At 69.3% G+C, this 21,838-nt stretch carries 25 protein-coding genes; 14 read left to right on the top strand and 11 right to left on the bottom strand.

Translation table 11 applies throughout. The annotated features are described in order from the left end of the window. Nucleotides 1–39: 39 nt before the first annotated feature. The 3 genes from I8E28_RS08765 to I8E28_RS08755 all read right to left on the bottom strand — a co-directional run bounded on the left by I8E28_RS08765 (nucleotide 40) and on the right by I8E28_RS08755 (nucleotide 3,471). Nucleotides 40–822, bottom strand: a complete 783-nt coding sequence (locus I8E28_RS08765; RefSeq protein ID WP_239027209.1) for a transglycosylase SLT domain-containing protein — start codon at nucleotides 820–822, stop codon at nucleotides 40–42. Nucleotides 823–926: 104 nt separating this feature from the next. After that, entirely contained in the window at nucleotides 927–1,490 is a 564-nt protein-coding gene (locus tag I8E28_RS08760; protein WP_239027208.1) for a GNAT family N-acetyltransferase, read from the bottom strand. Nucleotides 1,491–1,497: 7 nt separating this feature from the next. Further along, entirely contained in the window at nucleotides 1,498–3,471 is a 1,974-nt protein-coding gene (locus I8E28_RS08755; protein WP_200787603.1) for a DNA topoisomerase IV subunit B, read from the bottom strand. Between the two features lie 109 nt (nucleotides 3,472–3,580). On the opposite strand from I8E28_RS08755, the gene I8E28_RS08750 reads away from it, so the two are divergent. The 7 genes from I8E28_RS08750 to I8E28_RS08725 are packed head-to-tail and all read left to right on the top strand — an operon-like array spanning nucleotide 3,581 to nucleotide 9,137. Further along, a complete protein-coding gene (locus I8E28_RS08750; protein WP_200787602.1) occupies nucleotides 3,581–4,795 on the top strand; it encodes an MFS transporter in 1,215 nt (404 codons plus the stop codon). Between the two features lie 5 nt (nucleotides 4,796–4,800). Next, entirely contained in the window at nucleotides 4,801–4,932 is a 132-nt protein-coding gene (locus tag I8E28_RS20845; RefSeq protein WP_275403455.1) for a hypothetical protein, read from the top strand. Nucleotides 4,933–4,936: 4 nt separating this feature from the next. After that, nucleotides 4,937–5,743 (top strand): SDR family oxidoreductase, encoded by an 807-nt coding sequence (locus I8E28_RS08745; RefSeq protein WP_200787601.1) that lies wholly within the window; start codon nucleotides 4,937–4,939, stop codon nucleotides 5,741–5,743. A gap of 2 nt (nucleotides 5,744–5,745) precedes the next feature. After that, entirely contained in the window at nucleotides 5,746–6,282 is a 537-nt protein-coding gene (locus I8E28_RS08740; RefSeq protein ID WP_200790342.1) for a methyltransferase domain-containing protein, read from the top strand. Between the two features lie 31 nt (nucleotides 6,283–6,313). After that, nucleotides 6,314–7,201, top strand: coding sequence for a 4-hydroxy-tetrahydrodipicolinate synthase (dapA, locus tag I8E28_RS08735; protein ID WP_200787600.1), 888 nt, complete (start codon nucleotides 6,314–6,316; stop codon nucleotides 7,199–7,201). Nucleotides 7,202–7,230: 29 nt separating this feature from the next. Beyond that, nucleotides 7,231–8,310 (top strand): outer membrane protein assembly factor BamC, encoded by a 1,080-nt coding sequence (bamC, locus tag I8E28_RS08730; RefSeq protein WP_200787599.1) that lies wholly within the window; start codon nucleotides 7,231–7,233, stop codon nucleotides 8,308–8,310. 53 nt (nucleotides 8,311–8,363) lie between these two features. Then, nucleotides 8,364–9,137, top strand: a complete 774-nt coding sequence (locus I8E28_RS08725; RefSeq protein WP_200787598.1) for an MBL fold metallo-hydrolase — start codon at nucleotides 8,364–8,366, stop codon at nucleotides 9,135–9,137. Nucleotides 9,138–9,632: 495 nt separating this feature from the next. On the opposite strand, the gene I8E28_RS08720 is transcribed toward I8E28_RS08725, so the two are convergent. Further along, nucleotides 9,633–10,130, bottom strand: coding sequence for a hypothetical protein (locus I8E28_RS08720; protein ID WP_200787597.1), 498 nt, complete (start codon nucleotides 10,128–10,130; stop codon nucleotides 9,633–9,635). After that, nucleotides 10,127–11,254: a cupin domain-containing protein gene (locus tag I8E28_RS08715; RefSeq protein ID WP_200787596.1), complete on the bottom strand. Its 1,128-nt coding sequence runs from the start codon at nucleotides 11,252–11,254 to the stop codon at nucleotides 10,127–10,129. The genes I8E28_RS08720 and I8E28_RS08715 overlap by 4 nt, the downstream gene beginning before the upstream one ends. Nucleotides 11,255–11,275: 21 nt before the next feature. Between I8E28_RS08715 and I8E28_RS08710 the strand changes: the two genes are divergently transcribed. Then, nucleotides 11,276–11,797: an FKBP-type peptidyl-prolyl cis-trans isomerase gene (locus I8E28_RS08710; protein ID WP_200787595.1), complete on the top strand. Its 522-nt coding sequence runs from the start codon at nucleotides 11,276–11,278 to the stop codon at nucleotides 11,795–11,797. 21 nt (nucleotides 11,798–11,818) lie between these two features. Here the strand turns inward: I8E28_RS08710 and I8E28_RS08705 are convergent, their stop codons facing one another. The 4 genes from I8E28_RS08705 to coaBC all read right to left on the bottom strand — a co-directional run bounded on the left by I8E28_RS08705 (nucleotide 11,819) and on the right by coaBC (nucleotide 14,760). After that, nucleotides 11,819–12,103 (bottom strand): hypothetical protein, encoded by a 285-nt coding sequence (locus I8E28_RS08705; protein ID WP_200787594.1) that lies wholly within the window; start codon nucleotides 12,101–12,103, stop codon nucleotides 11,819–11,821. A gap of 256 nt (nucleotides 12,104–12,359) precedes the next feature. Next, nucleotides 12,360–12,917, bottom strand: coding sequence for a glycine zipper 2TM domain-containing protein (locus I8E28_RS08700; RefSeq protein ID WP_200787593.1), 558 nt, complete (start codon nucleotides 12,915–12,917; stop codon nucleotides 12,360–12,362). Nucleotides 12,918–13,096: 179 nt separating this feature from the next. Further along, a complete protein-coding gene (dut, locus tag I8E28_RS08695) occupies nucleotides 13,097–13,543 on the bottom strand; it encodes a dUTP diphosphatase (RefSeq protein WP_200787592.1) in 447 nt (148 codons plus the stop codon). Then, on the bottom strand, nucleotides 13,540–14,760 hold the full coding sequence (gene coaBC, locus I8E28_RS08690) for a bifunctional phosphopantothenoylcysteine decarboxylase/phosphopantothenate--cysteine ligase CoaBC (protein ID WP_200787591.1): 1,221 nt from the start codon (nucleotides 14,758–14,760) through the stop codon (nucleotides 13,540–13,542). Before coaBC ends, dut begins: the two co-directional genes overlap by 4 nt. A 135-nt stretch (nucleotides 14,761–14,895) precedes the next feature. Between coaBC and I8E28_RS08685 the strand changes: the two genes are divergently transcribed. The 6 genes from I8E28_RS08685 to I8E28_RS08660 all read left to right on the top strand — a co-directional run bounded on the left by I8E28_RS08685 (nucleotide 14,896) and on the right by I8E28_RS08660 (nucleotide 20,130). Beyond that, nucleotides 14,896–16,563 carry a CTP synthase gene (locus tag I8E28_RS08685; RefSeq protein WP_200787590.1) on the top strand — a complete coding sequence of 556 codons (1,668 nt, stop codon included), beginning with the start codon at nucleotides 14,896–14,898 and terminating at the stop codon, nucleotides 16,561–16,563. An 84-nt stretch (nucleotides 16,564–16,647) separates the two neighbouring features. Then, complete coding sequence (gene kdsA, locus I8E28_RS08680) at nucleotides 16,648–17,505, top strand: 3-deoxy-8-phosphooctulonate synthase (protein WP_200787589.1); 858 nt, start codon at nucleotides 16,648–16,650, stop codon at nucleotides 17,503–17,505. A gap of 13 nt (nucleotides 17,506–17,518) precedes the next feature. Continuing rightward, a complete protein-coding gene (locus I8E28_RS08675) occupies nucleotides 17,519–17,815 on the top strand; it encodes a DUF1330 domain-containing protein (RefSeq protein ID WP_200787588.1) in 297 nt (98 codons plus the stop codon). Between the two features lie 106 nt (nucleotides 17,816–17,921). Further along, nucleotides 17,922–19,205: a phosphopyruvate hydratase gene (gene eno, locus I8E28_RS08670; RefSeq protein WP_200787587.1), complete on the top strand. Its 1,284-nt coding sequence runs from the start codon at nucleotides 17,922–17,924 to the stop codon at nucleotides 19,203–19,205. Nucleotides 19,206–19,214: 9 nt separating this feature from the next. Beyond that, nucleotides 19,215–19,496, top strand: a complete 282-nt coding sequence (locus tag I8E28_RS08665) for a septum formation initiator family protein (protein ID WP_200787586.1) — start codon at nucleotides 19,215–19,217, stop codon at nucleotides 19,494–19,496. 10 nt (nucleotides 19,497–19,506) lie between these two features. Next, complete coding sequence (locus tag I8E28_RS08660; RefSeq protein ID WP_239027207.1) at nucleotides 19,507–20,130, top strand: AAA family ATPase; 624 nt, start codon at nucleotides 19,507–19,509, stop codon at nucleotides 20,128–20,130. A gap of 103 nt (nucleotides 20,131–20,233) precedes the next feature. Here I8E28_RS08660 and hslO read toward each other — a convergent pair whose 3' ends face one another. Together hslO and I8E28_RS08650 are read right to left on the bottom strand one after the other, a co-directional pair. Then, the gene (hslO, locus tag I8E28_RS08655; RefSeq protein ID WP_200787585.1) at nucleotides 20,234–21,211 is read right to left on the bottom strand and encodes an Hsp33 family molecular chaperone HslO; all 978 of its coding nucleotides are present in this window, start codon (nucleotides 21,209–21,211) and stop codon (nucleotides 20,234–20,236) included. Between the two features lie 34 nt (nucleotides 21,212–21,245). Beyond that, complete coding sequence (locus tag I8E28_RS08650; RefSeq protein ID WP_200787584.1) at nucleotides 21,246–21,770, bottom strand: gamma carbonic anhydrase family protein; 525 nt, start codon at nucleotides 21,768–21,770, stop codon at nucleotides 21,246–21,248. Nucleotides 21,771–21,838: the final 68 nt, after the last annotated feature.

The raw sequence follows: 21,838 nt of genomic DNA, 5'->3' as shown, positions 1-21,838 counted from the left end.
GTTGCCGTCGTCGCGCGGGCCGGTGCCCGCGCGCGGGCTTCACTGGAGGTCGGCCGGGTCCGGCATGCGGGCCAGGTCGGCCGGGTCGGGCAGGTTGCGGCGCGCACTGCCGATGGGGGCGCCCGCCATCTCGACGCGCACTCGGCGCGGCTTGCCCTTCATCTCGGGCGGCTTGAGCATCGTGTACAGCTGCAGCACGGTGCGCACGTAGTTCTGCGTCTCGGGGTAGTTGGGGATGCGGTTGCCGGCGCGCTGCACGGCGCCTTCGCCGGCGTTGTACGCGGCCAGCGCGAGTTCGACGTTGCCCGGGTACAGGTCCAGCAGGTAGCGCAGGTGGCGCGAGCCGGTGCGGATGTTGGTGGCGGGCTCGGCCAGGCGCTGCTCGACCGGCTGCTTCGCGCTGCCCTGCACGCCCCAGCGCTGCGCGGTGGCGGGCATCACCTGCATCAGGCCAATGGCGCCCTTGGGCGAGACGGCCGCCGCATCGAAGCCGGATTCGGTGGCGATCACCGCCTGCAGCAGCTCGTAGTCGATGTTCTGCGCCTTCGACGCTGCCTTCAGGTGGTGCTTGACCTGCCTGTAGCCGGGCGCGACCTCGAAGTACGCGATCAGCCGCGCGGCGCTGGAGGTGGGCACCGTCACCGGCCGCGGCGTCTTCTGGGCGACGCCGTCATTGGTGTCGAAGCTCTCGCCGCCGCGGTAGAACAGCTCGTAGCGCTCGTCGACCTTCTCGCTGGCGAAGTGCGCGACGCCCTTGGCGTCGACGTAGCCCCAGACGTCGGCGTGGGCGGGGGTGCAGATCAGGCATGCCGTTGCGAGCAATGCCAGGAATCCGTCGTTCCCGCGTAGGCGGGAACCCATCGCTTCCATGCAGCGCCGGAGGAAGCGATGGATTCCCGCCTTCGCGGGAATAACGGAGCTGGGCTTCATCGCGGCAACTCCAGCCCCAGCTTGCGCCGGCTGTCGAACTCGTGCTTCAGCAGCGACATCACCGCGAGCGAATCGAAGCGGCCTTGCGCACCTTGCACGCATTCGCGCAGCGTGCCTTCGCGCACGAAGCCTTCGGTGTCGTACAGCCCCAGCGCGCGGATGTTGTGCGTGCGCACGTCGAGCCAGAAGCGGTGCGCGCCGAGGTCGTCGAAGGCGAGCCGCTTGGCCACGCGCAGCGCGGCGCGGCCGACGCCCTGCCCCTTGTCGCGCACGACGAGGCGCTTCAGTTCGATCGCCTGGTGCGGGCTGCGGCAGCCGATCAGGATCAGGAAGCCGGCCTGCTCGAAGTCTCGGCCGCCTTCGATGACGAAGTGGCGAAAGTCCGGGAAGCGGATCGCCGCTTCGTGCTGCGTGCGCTCCCAGGGCGTGATGAACGGCAGGTTGGCGGGATCGCGTTCGAGCGTCAGCACGAAGTCGATGTCGCTCTGCATGGTCGGACGCAGCCGCACCCGCGCCGGCGACTTGCCGGTCTGCGCGGGGATCGCGGGCTGCATCGTCATGGGTGCCTCAGACGTCGATCTCGACGTCGTTGCCGTGCAGTTCCATCAGCTCGCGGCGCGCGGCGGCCTCGCCCTTGCCCATCAGCTTGGCGATCAGCTGCTCGGTGCCGCCGAAGTCGTACTTGCCCAGCTTCACCGGCAGTAGCCGGCGCGTATCGGGATTCAGCGTGGTCTCCCACAGCTGCTCGGCGCTCATCTCGCCCAGGCCCTTGAAGCGGCTGATGGTCCAGGCGCCTTCCTTGACGCCTTCCTTGCGCAGCTTGTCCAGGATGTGGGTCAGCTCGCCGTCGTCCAGCGCGTACTCCTTGCTGGCCGGCTTCTTGCCACGCGCCGGCGTGTCGACGCGGAACAGCGGCGGCCGCGCGACGTACACGTGGCCGGCGTCGATCAGCTTCGGGAAGTGGCGGAAGAACAGCGTCAGCAGCAGCACCTGGATGTGCGAGCCGTCGACGTCGGCATCGGACAGGATGCACACCTTGCCGTAGCGCAGGCCGGACAGGTCGACCTCGTCGTTCGGCCCGTGCGGGTCGACGCCGATGGCCACCGCGATGTCGTGGATCTCGGTGTTGGCGAACAGGCGGTCGCGCTCGACCTCCCAGGTGTTGAGCACCTTGCCGCGCAGCGGCAGCACGGCCTGGCTTTCCTTGTCGCGGCCCATCTTGGCGCTGCCGCCGGCGGAGTCGCCCTCGACCAGGAACACCTCGTTGTGCGAGAGGTCCTTGCTCTCGCAGTCGGTGAGCTTGCCCGGCAGCACGGCGACACCCGAGCCCTTGCGCTTCTCGACCTTCTGGCCGGCCTTCTGGCGCGACTGCGCGGCCTTGATGGCCAGTTCGGCCAGCTTCTTGCCGTAGTCGACGTGCTGGTTCAGCCACAGCTCCAGCGCCGGGCGCACGAAGCTGGAGACCAGCCGCACCGCGTCGCGCGAGTTGAGCCGTTCCTTGATCTGGCCCTGGAACTGCGGGTCCAGCACCTTGGCCGACAGCACGTAGGAAGCGCGGGCGAACACGTCCTCGGGCAGCAGCTTGACGCCCTTGGGCAGCAGCGAGTGCAGTTCGATGAAGCTCTTGACCGCGTTGAACAGGCCGTCGCGCAGGCCGCTTTCGTGCGTGCCGCCGGCGCTGGTGGGGATCAGGTTGACGTAGCTCTCGCGCACCGGGGCGCCGTCCTCGGTGAACGCGACGCACCAGGCCGCGCCCTCGCCTTCGGCGAAGGTCTCGTTGTTCTCCGCAAAGCCCTCGCCCTCGAACAGCGGGATCACCGGGTCGGCCGGCAGCGTCTGCATCAGGTAGTCGCGCAGGCCGCCCTTGTATTGCCAGCTCTGGCTGTCCTTGGTCTTCTCGTTGACCAGGTAGACGGCCACGCCGGGCATCAGCACCGCCTTGCTGCGCAGCAGGTGCGCCAGTTCGGCCAGCGGCAGCTGGCTGGATTCGAAGTACCTGGCGTCCGGCCAGGCGCGCACCGTGGTGCCGGAGCGGCGATCGCCCTCGACGGCCTTGCGCACCTTGAGCGGCTCGACCACGTCGCCGCCCGAGAACACGATGGTGGCGACCTGGCCTTCACGGTGCGTCGTGACTTCCAGGCGCTTGGCCAGCGCGTTGGTCACCGAGACGCCCACGCCGTGCAGGCCGCCGGAGAAGCTGTAGGCGCCGCCCTTGCCCTTGTCGAACTTGCCGCCCGCGTGCAGCCGGGTGTAGACCAGCTCGATGACCGGCGCCTTCTCTTCCGGGTGCAGCCCGAAGGGGATGCCGCGGCCGTCGTCCTCGACGCTGGTGGAGCCGTCCGCGTGCAGCGTGACCTTGATGCGCTTGCCGTGCCCGGCCAGCGCCTCGTCGGCGGCGTTGTCGATCACCTCCTGCAGGACGTGCAGGGGGTTGTCGGTGCGCGTGTACATGCCCGGCCGCTGCTTGACGGGCTCGAGGCCCTTGAGCACGCGGATCGAACCTTCGGAGTACTCGGAAGACGGGGAGGGTCGGGTAGCCATGAGCGGCGGATTGTAGACACGGGAGCCACCCGTTGCTGTATGCAATCACAGTAGAGGGCCTTGTCCCGCCCTGCAAGGGGCAATCGCGACTTCGCGACAATCGCCCCCCATGCAGCCCGCCCGCCTTTCCATGCGCCAGGTCCTTGCCTGTGGCGCCGCCGTCGTCACGCTGTCCATGGGCATCCGCCACGGCTTCGGGCTCTGGCTGCAGCCGATCACGCAGGCGCAGGGCTGGACGCGGGAGACGTTCGCGTTCGCGCTGGCGATCCAGAACCTGGCCTGGGGCTTCTTCGGCATCTTCGCGGGCATGCTGGCCGACCGCTTCGGCGCGTTCCGGGTCCTGGTCGGCGGTGCGGTCCTGTATGCGCTGGGCCTGGTGGGCATGGCGCTGTCGCCCAACGCCCTCCTGTTTGCACTGACCGCCGGCGTCCTGATCGGCGCGGCGCAGGCCGGCACGACCTACGCGGTGGTCTACGGCGTCATCGGCCGGCAGATCGACCCGGCCAAGCGATCCTGGGCGATGGGCGTGGCGGCCGCGGCCGGCTCGTTCGGCCAGTTCCTGATGGTGCCGGTCGAAGGCTTCCTGATCAGCGGCGTCGGCTGGCAGCAGGCGCTGCTGGTGCTGTCCGCCGTCGTCATGCTGGTCGCGCCGCTGGCGTTCGGCCTGCGCGAGCCCGGTTTCGGCGGCGCCACGGCGCCCAAGCGCGAGCAGACCATCGGCCAGGCGCTGCGCGAAGCCTTCAAGTACCCCAGCTTCCAGTTGCTGATGGCGGGCTACTTCGTCTGCGGCTTCCAGGTCGTCTTCATCGGCGTGCACATGCCCAGCTACCTGAAGGACAAGGGCCTGTCGCCGCAGGTGGCCAGCTACGCGCTGGCGCTGATCGGCCTGTTCAACGTGTTCGGCACCTACATCGCCGGCACGCTGGGCCAGAAGCTGGCCAAGCGCAAGATCCTGGCCTTCATCTACTTCGCCCGCGCGATCGCCATCGCGATCTTCCTGTGGGCGCCGCTGTCGCCGCTGTCGGTCTACCTGTTCGCGTCGGTCATGGGCCTGCTCTGGCTGTCGACCGTGCCGCCGACCAATGCCACCGTCGCCCAGATCTTCGGCGTGGCGCACCTGTCCATGCTGGGCGGCTTCGTATTCTTCAGCCACCAGGTCGGCTCGTTCATGGGCGTCTGGCTCGGCGGCTTCCTTTACGACCGCACCGGCAGCTACGACATCGTCTGGTACATCGCGATCGCGCTGGGCGTGTTCGCCGCGCTGGTCAACCTGCCGGTGCGCGAGGCGCCGATCGCGCGCCAGCCGGCGCCCCAGCCGGCCTGACCTCCATGCGGACCCGCACGCGCCGCATCCTCGCGTGGTCGGGCGCCGTCGCCGCCTGCGCGGCAGTGTTTGCCCTGTACACACGGCCGGCCGTCATGGTCATGCTCGCGGACCAGCTCTGGGCCTGCTTCCGCTGATTTCATGCGCATCCACGTGATCACCGGTGCCTCCGAAGGCATCGGCGCCGAATTGGCGCGCCAGCTCGCGCGCGAAGGCCGCGCGGGCTGCGCGCTGGTCCTGGCCGCGCGCAATGCGGACAAGCTCGCCGACGTCGCCGCGCAGTGCGACGCGCTCGGCGCCGCCGCCCTGCCCGTGCCCACCGACGTTTCCCGCGAAGCCGACTGCCGCGCCCTCATCGACCGCGCGGTGTCCCAGTTCGGCGGCATCGACGTGCTGGTGAACAACGCCGGCATCTCCGCCCATGCCCGCTTCGACGAAGTCGCGGCCGAGGACCTGCGCTGGTACCAGGACCTGATGACGGTCAACCTGTGGGGCAGCCTGTGGTGCACCCACGCCGCGCTGCCGCACCTGAAGGCGTCGCGCGGGCGGCTCGTCGCCGTCTCGTCCCTCGCCGGGCTGGTCGGCGTGCCGGGCCGCACCGCGTACAGCGCGACCAAGTTCGCCATGACCGGTTTCTTCGAGGCGCTGCGCACCGAACTGATGGAGTCGGGCGTGTCCGTCACCATCGCCTACCCGGGCGTGGTCGCCACCGAGATCCGCCGCCACGGGTGGAACGCCCGGGGCCGCGCCGCCGGCAAGAGCGGGCTGGACGAGGCCAACGCCATGTCCGTCGAGGAATGCGCTCGCCTCATCCGCGAAGGCATGGACGATCGCGCCCGCGAGGTGGTGATGACCGCGCGCGGCAAGCTCGGGCGGTACCTCAAGCTCCTGGCGCCGGGCGTCGTCGACCGCATGGCCGTGGCGGCGCTGGCCAAGGACACGAAGTGACCGTGCACGGCGCAGGCGAGCCGTCCCCCTGGGTGCGGCGCTGGACTCACCTCGTGCCTGCAGGCGCGCCGGTGCTCGACGTCGCCTGCGGCCCAGGCCGCCACATGCGCTGGTTCGCGGGCCGCGGCCATCCGGTCACCGGCATCGACCGCGACCCGGCCGCCATCGCGGCCGTTCGAGGCCTGGGCCGCGCGATCGAAGCCGACATCGAGAACGGGCCGTGGCCGCTGGCCGGCGAGACCTTCGGCGCGGTCGTCGTGACCAACTATCTCTGGCGGTCCCTGCTGCCCACGATCGCCGCCAGCGTGGCCGGAGGCGGCGTGCTGCTCTACGAAACCTTCGCCGACGGCAACGAGACCGTCGGCAAGCCCTCGCGGCCGGACTTCCTGCTGCGCCCGGGCGAACTGCTGGCCGCGTGCGCGGGGCTGCGCGTCGTCGCGTACGAGGACGGGTTCCTCGAGGACCCGCCGCGCTTCGTGCAGCGTGTCGCGGCCGTGCGAGAGCCGGCTGGGCACGGTCGGGCCAGGTACCCGCTCTGAGTAGAATCTTCGCTTTGCAATCCGCCCGCCCATGACCCCCATCACCGGCAGCATCGTGGCCCTGGCCACGCCGATGCTCGACGACGGCAGCGTCGACTACCCTGCCCTTCGCCGGCTGATCGACTGGCACATCGCCGAAGGCACCGACTGCATCGGCGTCGTCGGCACGACCGGCGAATCGCCCACCGTGTCGGTGGAGGAGCACCGCGAGATCATCCGCGTCAGCGTGGAGCAGGCGGCGGGCCGCCGCCCCATCATGGCCGGCTGCGGCGCCAATTCCACGCGCGAGGCGGTGGAACTGGCCAAGTTCGCGAAGAAGGTCGGCGCCGACTGCCAGCTGCAGGTGGTGCCGTACTACAACAAGCCCACGCAGGAAGGCCAGTTCCGCCACTTCAAGGCGATCGCCGATGAAGTGGGCGACCTGCCGATGGTCCTGTACAACGTGCCCGGCCGCACGGTCGCGGACCTGCAGCACGACACCGTGCTGCGCCTGGCCGAAGTGCCCGGCATCGTCGGCATCAAGGAAGCGACGGGCAACATCGAGCGCGCGCAGTGGCTGATCAAGGAAGTGCCGCGCTCGTTCGCCATCTACTCCGGGGACGACCCGACCGCCGTGGCGCTGATGCTGTGCGGCGGCCAGGGCAACGTGAGCGTCACCGCCAACGTGGCGCCGCGCGCGATGCACGAGATGTGCGTGGCCGCGGTCGCGGGCGACGCGAAGCGCGCGATGGACATCCAGATGCGGCTGATGCCGCTGCACCGCCATCTGTTCGCCGAGACGAACCCGATCGCGGTGAAGTGGGCGATGGCGAAGATGGGCCTGTGCGGCCCGGCCCTGCGGCTGCCGATGACGCCGCTGGCCCCCCAATTCCATGCGCAGGTCGAAGGGGCCCTGCGCGCCGCCGGCGTGCTGGCGTGATCCCGAACTCGGAAGGACGGAAAGACGTGATGCGATTTGCAAGACTCGGCGTGCTGGCGGTGGCCTGCGCGGCGCTGGCGGCCTGCTCGGTGTTCGAGGGCGACAAGATCGACTACAAGAGCGCCAAGAAGGGCTCGTCGCTGGAGGTGCCGCCCGACCTGACGCAGCTGTCGCGCGACAGCCGCTACACGGTGCCCGGCGGCGGCGCCGTGACGGCCAGCCAGTACAACATCGGCCAGTCGGCGCCCAACATGCCGGCCGCCACGATGGCCGTCGGCGACGTGCGCATCGAGCGCGCCGGCACGCAGCGCTGGCTGGTGGTCAACCGCCCGGCCGACCAGCTGTACGGCCCGGTGCGCGAGTTCTGGACCGAGAACGGCTTCGTGCTCTCCACCGACCAGCCCACGCTGGGCATCATGGAGACCGACTGGGCCGAGAACCGCGCCAAGATCCCGCAGGACTTCATCCGCAACACGCTGGGCAAGGTCATCGACTCGGCCTACTCCACCGCCGAGCGCGACCGCTTCCGCACGCGCCTGGAGCGCACCGCCAACGGCGGCACCGAGATCTACATCTCGCACCGCGGCATGCAGGAGGTCTATGCCAGCACTCAGAAGGACCAGACCGTGTGGCAGCCCCGCCCGGCCGATCCGGAGCTGGAAGCCGAATTCCTGCGCCGCCTGATGATGCGCCTCGGCGTGCCGCAGGAGCAGGCGAAGGCACTCGTCGCCTCCGGCACGACCAAGCCGACCTCGCGCGTGGCCACAGTCGGCACGCAGCCGGTGGTGCAGATCGACGAAGGCTTCGACCGCGCCTGGCGCCGCGTCGGCCTGGCACTGGACCGCACGGGCTTCACCGTCGAGGACCGCGATCGCGGCAACGGCACGTACTACGTGCGCTACGTGCCGCCGAACCCGGACAAGGACAAGCCCGGCTTCTTCGCACGCCTGTTCGGCCGCGACAGCGCCAATGCGCCGCAGCGCTATCGCATCAGCGTGAAGTCGCAAGGCGAGGCGACCACGGTCGGCGTGCTGAACACCCAGGGCGCGCCCGAGACCTCGGAAGATGCCAAGCGCATCGTGCAGGTCATCGCCGACGACCTGAAATAAGAGGACAACAAGGCGCGCGGTTCCCCGCGCCTTGTCCTTGTGAGCCTCCGGCGGTGATCAGATTCAAGAGCCTGGGCTCCGGCAGCACCGGCAATGCGACGGTGGTGCAGGCCACGGGCGACGGCGGCATGACGCACGTGCTGGTCGATTGCGGCCTGGGCGTGCGCGAGTTGCACAAGCGGCTCGGCCGCGCCGGCATGCTGGCCGAGCAGGTCGACGCCATCTTCATCACCCACGAACACGGCGACCACATCGGTTGCGCGCGCAGCATCGCGCTGCGCGAGCGCATCCCGGTCTGGATGAGCGAAGGCACGTGGATCGCCATCGGCCGACCGGACTTCGACGGCCTGCTGCGGCTGGCCTGCGACGGCCAGGCGATCGACGTTCGCGGGCTGCGGCTGCGGCCCTTCACGGTGCCGCACGACGCGCGCGAGCCGCTGCAGCTGACCGTCACCGACGGCGGCGTCACCTTCGGCGTGCTCACCGACCTGGGCCACGCAACGCAGCATGTGCGCGACTCGCTGGCGGGCTGCGCGACGCTGCTGCTCGAGTGCAACCACGACCGCGAGATGCTGGAGAAAGGGCCCTACCCCTGGCCCCTCAAGCGGCGCGTGGGCGGTGACTGGGGCCACCTGGCGAACGACGACGCAGCCGCGATCGCGATGTCGATCCGTCCGCACGGCCTGCGGCAGGTGGTGGCCGCGCACCTGTCCGAGCAGAACAACCATCCGGACCTCGCACGCGCAGCACTGGTCGATGCCTTGGGCGACTCGGTCGACATCCACGTCGCCGATGGCGCGAGCGGCAGCGACTGGCTGACCGCGTGATTCCTGGAAGCGATGGATCCCCGCCTCCGCGGGATGACGACGCGCAAAAAAAGCCGCCCGAGGGCGGCTTTCTTGTTTGCGCCAAGCAGCTTACTTGCTGGCGGCGGAAGCAGCCGGGGCAGCGGTCGCAGCGGCGGCCGAAGCGGCGGTGGCCGAAGCGGAAGCAGCAGTTGCGGCGCTGGAAGCAGCAGCAGACGCGGCGTCCGCAGCAGCAGGGGCCGGCTCGGGAGCCGGCGCCGGGGCAGCGGCGGGAGCCGGCGCGGGAGCGGGAGCGGGGGCTTCGGTCTTGCTGCAAGCGGCCAGAGCCATGGCGGCCATCAGCGACGCCAGGACGAGCGATTTCTTCATTTCAGGGTTCCTCTTAGGAGTGAGACATTTCTAGGAAAACGCCGCGCTCCCGTGAGGTTGCGTGGCTGAACAGGCGGACTCGAGCTTTCCTCTGCTCAGCCGAAAATTATAGTGGTTTGCCCGGGTTCCAGCGACACAAAAAAGCGGTCAGAGACCCAGCGTCGAGGCCGGGAACCCAGGCGAACTCTTCTGCAACCACTCGTCCAGCAACTCGCGCACCGCGACTCGCCGCTCGGGCTCGCTGCCGCTCACGCCGTTGCTGCGATCGGGATCGAGCCGGTGCATCACCCACCCCGGACTCCAGATCGCGCTGGGCACTTCCAGCTCGTCGGCAGCGGGACAGGCGCGCGCCTCGATGATGTGCGACCAGGTCTGCCGCCACGTGACGAAGCGCGCGTGCAGCAGCCGCGCGCCGTCCCAGCGGCGCGCCAGCAGGATGCATTTGCGCCCCGACGCCGACCAGTCGTTGAGCGACTGCACGACGGCCCGTTCACCGAGCGGCCAGTCCGTGAAGCCGGGATCGCTCAGGATCAGTTCGCGCCAGCCTTCGGCCGCGGCGCGCGCCAGCGCTCCGCGCACGAGCTGGCGGAATGCCTCGCGTCCTTCGAACCGGCCTTGCGGCAGGGCTTGCACGTTCTCGGTCATCGCTCTCCTCCTCCATGGGCCCAGCCTGCTTCGCACCAGGACGCGAGCAACTCGCGCGCGTCGTCGCTGGCACGCGCGAGGTCGGCTGCCGACAGGCCGCGGTCGTCCGCGAGCTTGCGCATCAGCCGCGCATCGGCGCCGCCTGCGCGCCAGCTCTCGCCGTTGACGAAGACGTGCCGGTCGTCGTACAGCATGCGCGTTCGGCGGTCCAGCACGATGCCCTGCCCGCGCCGCGGTGCACGGCCGCCCGTGAACACGACGTTGGCCTTCGGCTCGGTGAGCGTCTCGCCCAGGCTTTGCTCGAGCGCGCCCGGCTCGTCCAGCGCGCGCCGCACGGCATCGACGGCGAACGCCTGCAGCGCCGCCGGCACCTGCGCCGATCGCGCGAGCGCGGGCTGGCCCGCATCCGCATACAGCCGCGGCTCATCGTCTTCCGCATGGTCGGCGATGCGCTGCAGCAGCTCGCGCGCGAGCTCGGCGCGCGCCGGCGCGCGGAAACCGATCGAGCAGGTCTGGCACTCGCCTTCCGCGACGCCGTCGTGCGCATAACGTGGCGGCAGGTACAGCATGTCGCCGGGCTCGAGCACGGCTTCGTGCTCGGGTTCGAAGCGCTCGAGGATCTTCAGCGGCACGTCCTCGCGCAATTGCAGGTCGCGCTGCCGGCCCCAGCGCCAGCGGCGCTGCCCCTGCACCTGGAGCAGGAACACGTCGTAGCTGTCGAAGTGCGGCCCGACGCCGCCGCCATCCGTCGCGTGGCTGACCATCACGTCGTCGAGCCGCGCATCGGGAATGAAGCGGAACTGCCGCAGCAGTGCGTGCGCGGTGTCGAGGTGCAGGTCCAGCCCCTGGAGCAGCACCGTCCAGCGCGGCCGCGAGAACGCGGGCAACCCGCGCGGGCCGAACGGGCCACGGCGCAGCTTCCACGCATCGGCTTCCCCGTGTTCCACGATCCGTGACTCGACATCGTCGCGCGCAGCGAGTGCGCGGATCGCGTCGCGGTCGAGCAAGGGAGCGATGCCGGGGATCGCGCCGCGCACCAGCAGCGGCTTGCGCTGCCAGTGGCGTTGCATGAAGCGGGCGGGGCTGAGGCCGCCAAGCAGTGGCAGGGGCGCGTCGATGTCCATGAACTGCGACAATTCTCCCCCATGCAAGTCACCCCGCAATGCGTCGTCGCGCTCACCTGGACCCTGAAGGACACGCTGGGCGAGGAACTGGACGTCCTCGAGGAGCCGGTGGAGTTCCTCGTCGGGGGCGGTGACCTCCTCGCCCGCATCGAGGAAGCGCTGCAGGGACATGAGCCCGGCGACCGGCTCGACCTGCACCTGGAGCCCGAAGACGCGTTCGGCGACTACGACGGGCAGCTGGTGTTCCTCGAGCCGCGCGGCATCTTCCCGGCCGAACTCGAGGAGGGCATGGTGTTCGAGAGCCTGCCGCCCGGCCACACGGGCAACGCGCCCGACGGCCAGATGTACGCCGTCACCGAGATCTATCCCGAGCACGTGGTGCTCGACGCCAACCACCCGCTGGCGGGCATCGCCCTGCGCATCCACCTGAAGGTGGAAGGCGTGCGCGAGGCGACCGAGGACGAGATCGGCAACGGCACGCTCGGCACCGGCTTCTTTCGCGTCGGCGGCATGCACGGGCCGGGCAGCCCGTCGCTGCACTAGCCGCAGCACCAGCCGCCGCGCTCAGGCGGCGCGCCGCAACGCCGTCTCGTGCTCGCAGGCGGCGATCACGCCGACGAAGGTCGACGCCTTGTCGACCAGCACGCGCATCACGTCGTCCATGCCGGCGTCACCGGCCACCGAGACATGCAGCTTCATCACGTCCTGGGCCGCGTACGCATAGCCCATGTCGACGACGTCCACGCCGCGGGCGGCGTACAGGCCGAGGATGCGGCACAGCAGGCCGGCATCGCGTTCGAGGAGGTAGACCTGCTCGAGGCAAGTCGCGGAAGGTGGGTGGGGAGGCATGGCTTCGATCCTGGTCATCGGCGATCGCCGTCCGGCGGGACGGCGGCTGGGATGCGCGTGGATCGAAGGGAGCGAAGGACGCTCGGTGCGTCGACCCGGCTGACCGGGACGACGCGCAACGTGCCCGGTCAGCGGCGAATTCGGATGATGGCCGGGATCGACATGCGGGAGTGCATGGGGTGCAGTCTAGCAGCGGGACCGTGTCTCAAAAAAAAAAGGGCGCCGAGGCGCCCGTTTCGCGTCACGTGCGCGCCGATCAGGAAGCGCGGTAGATCACGTTGTTCTCGATCCGCACGCGGTCGCCCACGCGCAGGTCGCCCAGCGCGCCGACTTCGTACGTGCGCATCACGCCCTGGTCGGTCTGCACGCTCACGCGGTAGGCCGGGCCGCCCGCGCCCGCGCTGGCGGTGTTCGCATCGTTCTGGCCGATGCGGCTGCCGGCCATGGCGCCCGCGGCACCGCCCAGGACGGTGGTCCCCGCGCGGCTGTGGCCGTTGTCCACGTTCTTGCCGATCGCGCTGCCGACCACGGCGCCCAGGACGCCGCCGATCACGGCATTGCGGGTGCGGTTGTCGGGAGCCGACGCGCCCATCGCGACGGTCTGGATGTCGGTCACGCGGCCGAGTTCGACGGCGGACGGCGCGGTCTGCACCTGCGCGGTGGACGGGTAGGTCGTCGTCGCCGGGTAGGTGGTCGAATAGCCGCCCGGGGTTGCAACAGGGTAAGCCGTCTCGGACACCGGCGTCGTGGTGCCGCAGGCGGCCAGCAGGGCCGCCGTGGAGACGGCGGCGATGGTCATGAGGTGCTTGCGCATGGGACTTCTCCTTGGATGCTGTGGATGACTCACGGCGCAGCCAGGCTGGTGCGCCCCGTGAAGCCATTACAGGCAAAGCGGCCTGTGGCAGGGGCGCGCCAAGGCCGCGCATCCCTGTCAGGAGCCCTCGGGAGGGGGTGTAGGAGCGACCGGACCCGTCTGGCCCAGCCGCCAGAGGCTCAGCCTTTGCCGGTGGAGCCGTAGCCGCCGGCGCCACGTTCGGTCGCCGGGAACTCGTCAACGACGCGGAACTGCGCCTGGACGACGGGCACGATCACCAGCTGAGCCAGGCGTTCCATCGGATTGAGCGTGAACGCCGTGCCGCTGCGGTTCCAGCAGCTGACCATCAGCTGCCCCTGGTAGTCGCTGTCGATCAGGCCGACCAGGTTGCCCAGCACGATGCCGTGCTTGTGGCCGAGGCCCGAGCGCGGAAGGATCATCGCGGCGTAGCCGGGATCCTTGAGCCAGATGGCGATGCCGGTGGGCACCAGGTGCCACTCGTTGGGGCCGAGGTGCAGCGGCTGGTCGATGCAGGCGCGCAGGTCGAGGCCGGCGCTGCCGGGCGTGGCGTACGTGGGCAGCTGGTCCGCCATGCGCGGGTCCAGGATCTTGACGTCGATGTTCATGCGGTGCGGGGCAGGCGGCTGGCGATTTCGGCGACCAGCGTGCGGGCGAGATCGCGCTTGGACGCGCGGGGCAATGGGCGGGTGCCCTGCGCGTCGACCAGCAGCAGCTCGTTGTCGTCGCGGCCGAAGGTGGCCGGGCCGATGTTGCCCACCAGCAGCGGCACGCCCTTGCGTTCGCGCTTGGCCTGCGCGTTGGCGGCGAGGTCGCGGCTCTCGGCGGCGAAGCCGACGCAGAACAGCCGGCCGCTGCGCGCACGCTCACCTTGCGCGATCGTCTTGAGGATGTCCGGGTTCTCGGTGAACGCGAGCTGCGGCGGCGCGCCGCCCTCGGTCTTCTTGATCTTGTCCCGGCTCGGCGCCGACGGGCGCCAGTCGGCGACCGCGGCCGTCGCCACGAACACGTCGGCCTGTGCGGCGGCGGCGACGGTGGCATCGAGCATCTCGCGCGCGGATTGGACGTCGACGCGGCCCACGCCGCGCGGCGTGGGCTGGTGCACCGGGCCCGCGACCAGCGTGACGTCGGCACCCGCCTCGCGGGCGGCGCGCGCGATGGCGAATCCCATCTTGCCGCTCGACAGGTTGGTGATGCCGCGCACCGGATCGATCGCTTCGAACGTCGGGCCCGCGGTGACGACCACGCGCCGGCCCGCGAGCGGCTTGGGCTGCAGGTGGGCGACGACGTCCTGCAGGATCTCGTTCGGCTCCAGCATGCGGCCGTCGCCGGTTTCGCCGCAGGCCTGGAAGCCGGTGCCAACCCCGAGCAGCACGGCGCCATCGGCGTCGAGCTGCGCCATGTTGCGCTGGGTGGCCGGGTGCGCCCACATCTCGCGATTCATGGCCGGCGCGATCAGCAGCGGCACCTGTCCCAATGGCCGTGCCAGGCACATCAGCGACAGCAATTCGTCGGCGCGGCCGTGCACCAGCTTGGCCATGAAGTCCGCACTGCACGGCGCGATGACGATGGCGTCGGCTTCGCGCGAGAGGTTGATGTGCGGCATCGTGTTCGGCTCGCGCGCGTCCCACTGCGAGGTGTAGACGGGCCGGCCGGACAGCGCCTGCATCGTGGTCGGCGTGATGAAGTGCTCCGCCGACTCGGTCATCACGACCTGCACCGTGGCGCCTTCCTTGATGAAAGCGCGGCACAGCTCCGCCGCCTTGTAGCAGGCGATGCCGCCGGTGAGACCGAGCACGAGGTGCTTGCCCTGCAGGTCGCTCATGGGCGGCAATGTAACGGAAAGCCGTGAGGGGGAGCCCGAAGCAGGCGACGCGGAAGATCCGCAGGAGTCCTTGCTGGGTCCCGCCCGTATAATCGCGCATTACCACCGAACCGGAAGCACGACTTCCGGCACGACATGACCAAATTCGTCTTCGTCACCGGCGGTGTGGTGTCTTCCCTGGGCAAGGGAATCGCCTCAGCCTCCCTCGCCGCGATCCTCGAATCGCGCGGCCTCAAAGTCACCCTGATCAAGCTGGACCCGTACATCAACGTGGATCCCGGCACCATGTCGCCGTTCCAGCACGGCGAGGTGTTCGTCACCGACGACGGCGCCGAGACCGACCTGGACCTGGGCCACTACGAGCGCTTCGTCACCACCCGCATGGGCAAGGTGAACAACTTCACCACCGGCAAGATCTACCAGGCCGTGCTGGAGAAGGAACGCCGCGGCGACTACCTGGGCAAGACGGTGCAGGTCATCCCGCACGTCACCAACGAGATCCAGGACTTCATCAAGCGCGGCGCGCGCGTCGGCGAGAAGGACGAGGCCGAAGTCGCCATCGTCGAGATCGGCGGCACGGTCGGCGACATCGAGTCGCTGCCGTTCCTGGAAGCCGCGCGGCAGATGTCCCTGCGCCTCGGCGCCAACCAGACGGCATTCGTGCACCTCACCTACGTGCCGTGGATCGCCGCGGCCGGCGAGCTCAAGACCAAGCCGACGCAGCACACGGCGCAGAAGCTGCGCGAGATCGGCATCTCGGCGGACGCCCTGCTCTGCCGCGCCGACCGCAAGATCCCCGACGAGGAACGCGCCAAGATCTCGCTGTTCACCAACGTGCCCGAGTGGGGCGTGATCTCCATGTGGGACGTGAACACGATCTACAAGGTCCCGCGCATGCTGCATGAGCAGGGCCTGGACGGACTGATCTGCGACAAGCTGCGCCTGAACACGCCGCCGGCCAGCCTCCGCCGCTGGGACGAGCTCGTGTACGAGACCGAGCATCCGCAGGGCGAAGTCACCATCGCCATGGTCGGCAAGTACGTCGACCTGTCCGACAGCTACAAGTCGCTGAACGAGGCGCTCAAGCACGCCGGCCTCAAGAACCACGTGCGCGTGAAGATCGACTACGTCGACTCCGAGGCGCTGGAATCGGGCAACGCGCAGCAGCTGGCCAAGTACGACGCGGTGCTGGTGCCCGGCGGCTTCGGCAAGCGAGGCATCGAAGGCAAGATCGCGGCCGCGCGTTTCGCCCGCGAGAACAAGGTGCCGTACCTGGGCATCTGCCTGGGCATGCAGGTCGCCACCATCGAGTACGCGCGCCACGTCGCCGGCCTCGCCGAAGCGAACAGCACCGAGTTCGAGCCGGACACGCCCAACCCGGTGATCGCGCTCATCACCGAATGGCACGGTGCCGACGGCATCGTGAACAAGCGCGACGCCAACTCCGACCTGGGCGGCACCATGCGCCTGGGCGCGCAAAGCTCGGACGTCGCCAAGGGCACGCTGGCGCACAAGATCTACGGCGACGTCGTCAACGAACGGCACCGCCATCGCTACGAAGCCAACGTCAATTACCTCGACCAGCTGCGCAAGGCGGGACTGGTGATCTCCGCGCTCACGCAGCGCGAGCACCTCACCGAGATCGTCGAGTTGCCGCAGGACGTGCACCCCTGGTTCATGGGCGTGCAGTTCCACCCCGAGTTCAAGTCGACGCCGTGGGACGGCCACCCGCTGTTCAATGCCTTCATCAAGGCGGCGGTGGACCACCAGGGCGCCGGCACCAAGCTCAAGGCGGTCGCGTGAGCGCCGACCGACCGCTCCTGGGCGCGACGGCCCCCTCGGGGGGCAGCGCAGTACACGAAGTGACAAGCGTGGGGGCCTGATTCCATGGAACTGTGTGGCTTCGAGGTCGGCCTGGACCGGCCTTTCTTCCTGATCGCCGGCCCCTGCGTCGTCGAATCCGAGCAGCTGCAGATGGACGTCGCCGGGCGCCTGAAGGAGATCACGGCCTCCCTGGGCATCCCCTTCATCTTCAAGAGCAGCTACGACAAGGCCAACCGCACCTCGGGTGGCAGCTTCCGCGGCCCGGGCATGGCCAAGGGCCTCGAGATCCTGGCCAAGGTGAAAAAAGACCTGGGCGTGCCGGTGCTCACCGACGTGCACACCGAAGCCGAAGTGCCCGAGGTCGCCAAGGTCGTCGACGTGCTGCAGACGCCCGCCTTCCTGTGCCGCCAGACCGACTTCATCCGCGCCGTGGCGCAGTCGGGCAAGCCGGTGAACATCAAGAAGGGCCAGTTCCTCGCGCCGCACGAGATGAAGAACGTCATCGACAAGGCCCGCGAAGCCGCGCGCGAGAAGGGCCTGCCGCCGGACAGCTTCATGGCGTGCGAGCGTGGCGCCAGCTTCGGCTACAACAACCTGGTCTCGGACATGCGCTCGCTGGCGATCATGCGCGAGACCGGCGCGCCCGTCGTGTTCGACGCGACGCATTCGGTGCAACTGCCCGGCGGCCAGGGCACCAGCTCGGGCGGCATGCGCGAGATGGTGCCGGTGCTCTCGCGCGCGGCCGTCGCCGTCGGCGTGGCCGGCCTGTTCATGGAGACGCACCCCGACCCGGCCAAGGCCCTGTCGGACGGACCCAACGCCGTGCCGCTGCAGCACATGAAGGCGCTGCTGGAGACACTGGTCGCGCTGGACCAGGTCACCAAGAAGAACGGCTTCCTCGAGAACAACTTCCAGGCCTGACAGGAGACACCGCATGCCCGCCGCCTACATCGTGGTCACGATGAACATCACCAACCTCGACCAGTACAAGCAGTACATGGCGCGCGCACAGGAGGCGGTCAAGGCCGCCGGCGGCGAGTACCTGGCGCGTGGCGGCAAGCAGGAGACGCTGGAAGGCGGCTGGAAGCCGCACCGCATGGGCGTGCTGCGCTTTCCCAGCTTCGAGGCCGCGAAGTCGTTCTACGACGGCGAGCAATACACGCAGGCCCGCGCGTTGCGCAATGGCACGACCGAGTACTTCAACATGGTCTTGGTCGAAGGGATCGGCTGACGCCGTTCCCTTCCGGCGCATGTGCCCACCCCTCCCCAGCCCTCCCCTCGAAGGGGAGGGTTTCAAAGACAATTCACCGCATCACCTAGATCGAGAAACTTGAAGCATGAGCGCCATCGTTGACATCGTCGGCCGCGAGATCCTGGATTCGCGCGGCAATCCCACCGTCGAATGCGACGTCCTGCTGGAGTCCGGCACCATGGGCCGCGCCGCCGTGCCGTCCGGCGCGTCCACCGGCTCGCGCGAAGCCATCGAGCTGCGCGACGGCGACAAGGGGCGCTACCTGGGCAAGGGCGTGCTGCGCGCGGTGGAACACATCAACACCGAGATCTCCGAAGCGGTGCTGGGCCTCGACGCTTCCGAGCAGGCCTTCCTGGACAAGACGCTGATCGACCTGGACGGCACCGAGAACAAGAGCCGCCTGGGCGCCAACGCGATGCTGGCCGTGTCGATGGCGGTGGCGCGCGCGGCGGCAGAGGAATCGGGCCTGCCGCTGTACCGCTATTTCGGCGGCATGAACGGCAACCTGCTGCCGGTGCCGATGATGAACGTCGTCAACGGCGGCGCGCACGCGAACAACAACCTGGACCTGCAGGAGCTGATGATCATCCCGGTGGGGGCCACCAGCTTCCGCGAGTCGCTGCGCTACGGCGCCGAGGTGTTCCACGCGCTCAAGAAGATCATCCACGACAAGGGCATGAGCGTGGCGGTGGGCGACGAGGGTGGTTTCGCTCCCAACGTCGACAACCACGAAGCAGCCATCGGCATGATCCTGCAGGCCATCGAGGCCGCCGGGTACCGCCCGGGCGAGCAGGTCGCCCTGGGCCTGGACTGCGCGTCCAGCGAGTTCTTCAAGGACGGCCGCTACCACCTGGAAGCCGAAGGCAAGGTGCTGGAAGCCGGCGAGTGGACCGAGATCCTGGCGTCGTGGTGCGAGAAGTACCCGATCATCAGCATCGAGGACGGCATGGCCGAGGGCGACTGGGAAGGCTGGCGCCTGCTGACCGACCGCATGGGCAAGCAGGTGCAGCTGGTGGGCGACGACCTGTTCGTCACCAACACCAAGATCCTCAAGGAAGGCATCCAGAAGAACATCGCCAACTCGATCCTGATCAAGATCAACCAGATCGGGACGCTGACCGAGACCTTCGCGGCGATCGAGATGGCCAAGCGCGCCAACTACACGGCGGTGATCTCGCACCGCTCGGGCGAGACCGAGGACAGCACCATCGCCGACATCGCGGTGGGCACCAACGCGGGCCAGATCAAGACCGGCTCGCTCTCGCGCTCGGACAGGATGGCCAAGTACAACCAGCTGCTGCGCATCGAGGAAGACCTGGGCGACATCGCCCAGTACCCCGGCATGGCGGCCTTCTACAACCTGCGCTGATCCGGACGGATGTCCCGCCGCGCCGTCCCCGCCCTGCTGCTCGCGCTGCTCGCCGTCGTGCATGCGCAGCTGTGGTTCGGGCGCGGCAGCGTGGCGAGCGTCGGCGAGGCGCAGCGCAAGCTGCAGCAGCAGCTGGCGGCCAACCAGAAGGCGCGCGAGGCCAACGAGCGCCTCGCCGCCGAGGTGCGAGACCTGCAGGAAGGCCTCGAGATGGTCGAGGAGAAGGCGCGCCTCGAACTGGGCATGGTCAAGCCCAACGAACTGTTCGTCAGCGTCGTCGCGCCCAAGTAGCGCGCGTCCCATGGCCCTGACCGTCGCGCTCGTCGGCGCGGAGAGCACGGGCAAGTCCACCCTCTCCCTGCAACTCGCGGCCACCTTGCGCGGCCGCGGATTGCGCGCCACTGCCGTGCCCGAAGTGCTGCGCGCCTGGTGCGGGCGCGAAGGACGCGAGCCCCGGCCCGAGGAGCACCTGGCGATCGCGCAGGAGCAGGAGGCGCACGTCCAGGCGGCTGCGCTGGCCCACGACGTAGTGATTGCGGACACCACCGCGCTGGTCGTGCTCGCGTACAGCGGCATCGCCTTTCCCGACCACCCGCTCCATCGGTTCGCCGTCGAGCGGCAACGCGCCTACGGCCTCACGCTGCTGGCCGGCCTCGACCTGCCTTGGGTGGCCGACGGCTTGCATCGGGACGTCGCGACCCGCGAGCTGGTCGACACGCAACTGCGTGGGCTGCTGCAACAGCATGGCATCGCCTACCGCGTCGTGTACGGCCAGGGGGACGAGCGCCAGCAGCAGGCGCTGGTGCCGGTGCTGGAGGCGCTGGGCGAGCGGCGCCAGCCGCCGCCGGTGCGCTGGCAGGGTGTGTGCGAGAAGTGCAGCGACCCGGATTGCGAGCACCGCCTCTTCGCGATGCTTCGCACCTGACACGCCGTCATTCCCGCGGAGGCGGGAATCCATCGCTTTCCGCTTTTCGTGAGGCTAGAACTGGAAGCGATGGGTCCCCGCCTCCGCGGGGACGACGGAAGGGTCATTGCACCGCTGTCGTCACCGGCGGCTGGTCCCCCGGCGAGGTGAACAGCTGCGCCGCGTCGACACTGTCGAAGCGGTACTGCTGGCCGCAGAAATCGCAGCCGACCTCGATCTGGCCCTGCTCGGCGACGATGCCCTCGGCTTCCTCGCGACCCAGGCCGCGGATCATGTTGGCCACGCGCTCGCGGCTGCAGGTGCAGGCGAAGCGCGGCGTCTGCTGCGGGAAGCGCAGCAGCTTCTCTTCCCAGAACAGCCGCCGCAGGATGGTGTCGATGTCCAGCTCCAGCAGCTCGTTGCGCTGCAGGCTGCGCGCCAGCAGCGAGATGCGGTTGTAGTCCTCGTTGACGCCGATTTCCGCTTCGTTGGCCTTGCTGACCATCGAGCCCTCGAGGTTCCCCTCGCCCTCCACCGGCAGCCGCTGGATCAGCAGGCCCGCAGCCACCTTCGCATCCGCCGCGAGCACCAGCGTCGTGTCCAGCTGCTCGGACTGCAGCATGTAGTGCTCGAGCACGTCCGACAGCTTCGTGAGCTTCTCGCGATGGTCGCCATGCAGCGGCACCACGCCCTGGTACGGCTGCTGGCCCGGAAACTTGTCGCGCGGGTCCAGCGTGATGGCGCAGCGCCCCTGGTTGCGCAGGTTCACCAGCTCGGGCAGGCGGTCCGTGACGGCCACGTCGCCGACCACCTTGGCGGTCGTGCGAAGGCTCAGGTCGTGCTGCACCTCGGCCACGGCCACCTTGACCGGGCCGTCGCCGAAGATCTGCAGGATCAACGCGCCGTTGAACTTGATGTTCGACTGCATCAGCACGCCCGCGGCGGCCATCTCGCCCAGCAGCTCGGCCACGGGCGGCGGCCAGTCGCCGCTGGTCTTGTTGGCCTGGCGACGGGCCAGGATCTCGCTCCACGCGTCGGTCAGGCGCACCACCGCGCCGCGCACGGGCAGGCCGTCGAAGATGAATTTATGGAGTTCGGACATGGAAGCGCTGGACCAAAGCTGGAGCAGGTGGTGCCTACCCGACCTTCTTCAAGCCCTTGGCGAAGCGCACCGCGTTGTCCACGTAGTGCGCGGCATTGCGCTCCATCATCGCGGCGGCCGAAGCGTCCAGCGTGCGGATCACGCGCGCGGGCGAGCCGATGATCAGCGAGTTCTCCGGGAACTCCTTGTTCTCGGTGACCACGCTGCCGGCGCCGACGATGCTGCCCTTGCGGATGATGGCTCCGTTGAGGATGACGGCCTGGTTGCCCACCAGCGCGCCGTCCTCGACGGTGCAGCCGTGCAGCATGACCTGGTGCCCGACCGTGACGCCCTTGCCGATCTTCAGCGGCTTGCCGGCGTCGGCATGCAGCACCGAGCCGTCCTGGATGTTGGTGTCCTCGCCGATCGTGATGTGCTCGGTATCGCCGCGCACCACGGCGCCGAACCAGATGCTGGCGCGGGCGCCGAGCGCCACGTCGCCGATCACCGTGGCCGTGTCGGCCACCCAGGCACCTTCGCCCATCTGCGGCCGCTTGCCGTCCAGTTCGTACACCGCCATCGGTCGCCCCAAGTCGAAAAGGCCATTGTAGGGACGGGCCACGGTGGCGCCGGCAGGCGATCGCCTAT

It is taken from the genome of Ramlibacter algicola (genome assembly GCF_016641735.1).
Taxonomy (GTDB): domain Bacteria; phylum Pseudomonadota; class Gammaproteobacteria; order Burkholderiales; family Burkholderiaceae_C; genus Ramlibacter; species Ramlibacter algicola.
Note: the sequence above shows the minus strand (reverse complement) of the source record. Positions and strands in the feature narration are given on the sequence as shown.

Excerpts from the sequence above, each read along its gene's own strand:
- I8E28_RS08685 (WP_200787590.1), top strand. The coding sequence starts at position 14,896 with ATGACCAAATTCGTCTTCGTCACCGGCGGTGTGGTGTCTTCCCTGGGC.
- I8E28_RS08715 (WP_200787596.1), bottom strand. The coding sequence starts at position 11,254 with ATGGACATCGACGCGCCCCTGCCACTGCTTGGCGGCCTCAGCCCCGCC.
- dut (WP_200787592.1), bottom strand. The coding sequence starts at position 13,543 with ATGAACATCGACGTCAAGATCCTGGACCCGCGCATGGCGGACCAGCTG.
- I8E28_RS08675 (WP_200787588.1), top strand. The coding sequence starts at position 17,519 with ATGCCCGCCGCCTACATCGTGGTCACGATGAACATCACCAACCTCGAC.
- eno (WP_200787587.1), top strand. The coding sequence starts at position 17,922 with ATGAGCGCCATCGTTGACATCGTCGGCCGCGAGATCCTGGATTCGCGC.
- hslO (WP_200787585.1), bottom strand. The coding sequence starts at position 21,211 with ATGTCCGAACTCCATAAATTCATCTTCGACGGCCTGCCCGTGCGCGGC.
- I8E28_RS08705 (WP_200787594.1), bottom strand. The coding sequence starts at position 12,103 with ATGCCTCCCCACCCACCTTCCGCGACTTGCCTCGAGCAGGTCTACCTC.
- I8E28_RS08750 (WP_200787602.1), top strand. The coding sequence starts at position 3,581 with ATGCAGCCCGCCCGCCTTTCCATGCGCCAGGTCCTTGCCTGTGGCGCC.
- I8E28_RS08665 (WP_200787586.1), top strand. The coding sequence starts at position 19,215 with ATGTCCCGCCGCGCCGTCCCCGCCCTGCTGCTCGCGCTGCTCGCCGTC.
- dapA (WP_200787600.1), top strand. The coding sequence starts at position 6,314 with ATGACCCCCATCACCGGCAGCATCGTGGCCCTGGCCACGCCGATGCTC.
- I8E28_RS08660 (WP_239027207.1), top strand. The coding sequence starts at position 19,507 with ATGGCCCTGACCGTCGCGCTCGTCGGCGCGGAGAGCACGGGCAAGTCC.
- I8E28_RS08760 (WP_239027208.1), bottom strand. The coding sequence starts at position 1,490 with ATGACGATGCAGCCCGCGATCCCCGCGCAGACCGGCAAGTCGCCGGCG.
- coaBC (WP_200787591.1), bottom strand. The coding sequence starts at position 14,760 with ATGAGCGACCTGCAGGGCAAGCACCTCGTGCTCGGTCTCACCGGCGGC.
- I8E28_RS20845 (WP_275403455.1), top strand. The coding sequence starts at position 4,801 with ATGCGGACCCGCACGCGCCGCATCCTCGCGTGGTCGGGCGCCGTCGCC.
- I8E28_RS08700 (WP_200787593.1), bottom strand. The coding sequence starts at position 12,917 with ATGCGCAAGCACCTCATGACCATCGCCGCCGTCTCCACGGCGGCCCTG.
- I8E28_RS08720 (WP_200787597.1), bottom strand. The coding sequence starts at position 10,130 with ATGACCGAGAACGTGCAAGCCCTGCCGCAAGGCCGGTTCGAAGGACGC.
- bamC (WP_200787599.1), top strand. The coding sequence starts at position 7,231 with ATGCGATTTGCAAGACTCGGCGTGCTGGCGGTGGCCTGCGCGGCGCTG.
- I8E28_RS08745 (WP_200787601.1), top strand. The coding sequence starts at position 4,937 with ATGCGCATCCACGTGATCACCGGTGCCTCCGAAGGCATCGGCGCCGAA.
- I8E28_RS08710 (WP_200787595.1), top strand. The coding sequence starts at position 11,276 with ATGCAAGTCACCCCGCAATGCGTCGTCGCGCTCACCTGGACCCTGAAG.
- kdsA (WP_200787589.1), top strand. The coding sequence starts at position 16,648 with ATGGAACTGTGTGGCTTCGAGGTCGGCCTGGACCGGCCTTTCTTCCTG.
- I8E28_RS08650 (WP_200787584.1), bottom strand. The coding sequence starts at position 21,770 with ATGGCGGTGTACGAACTGGACGGCAAGCGGCCGCAGATGGGCGAAGGT.
- I8E28_RS08755 (WP_200787603.1), bottom strand. The coding sequence starts at position 3,471 with ATGGCTACCCGACCCTCCCCGTCTTCCGAGTACTCCGAAGGTTCGATC.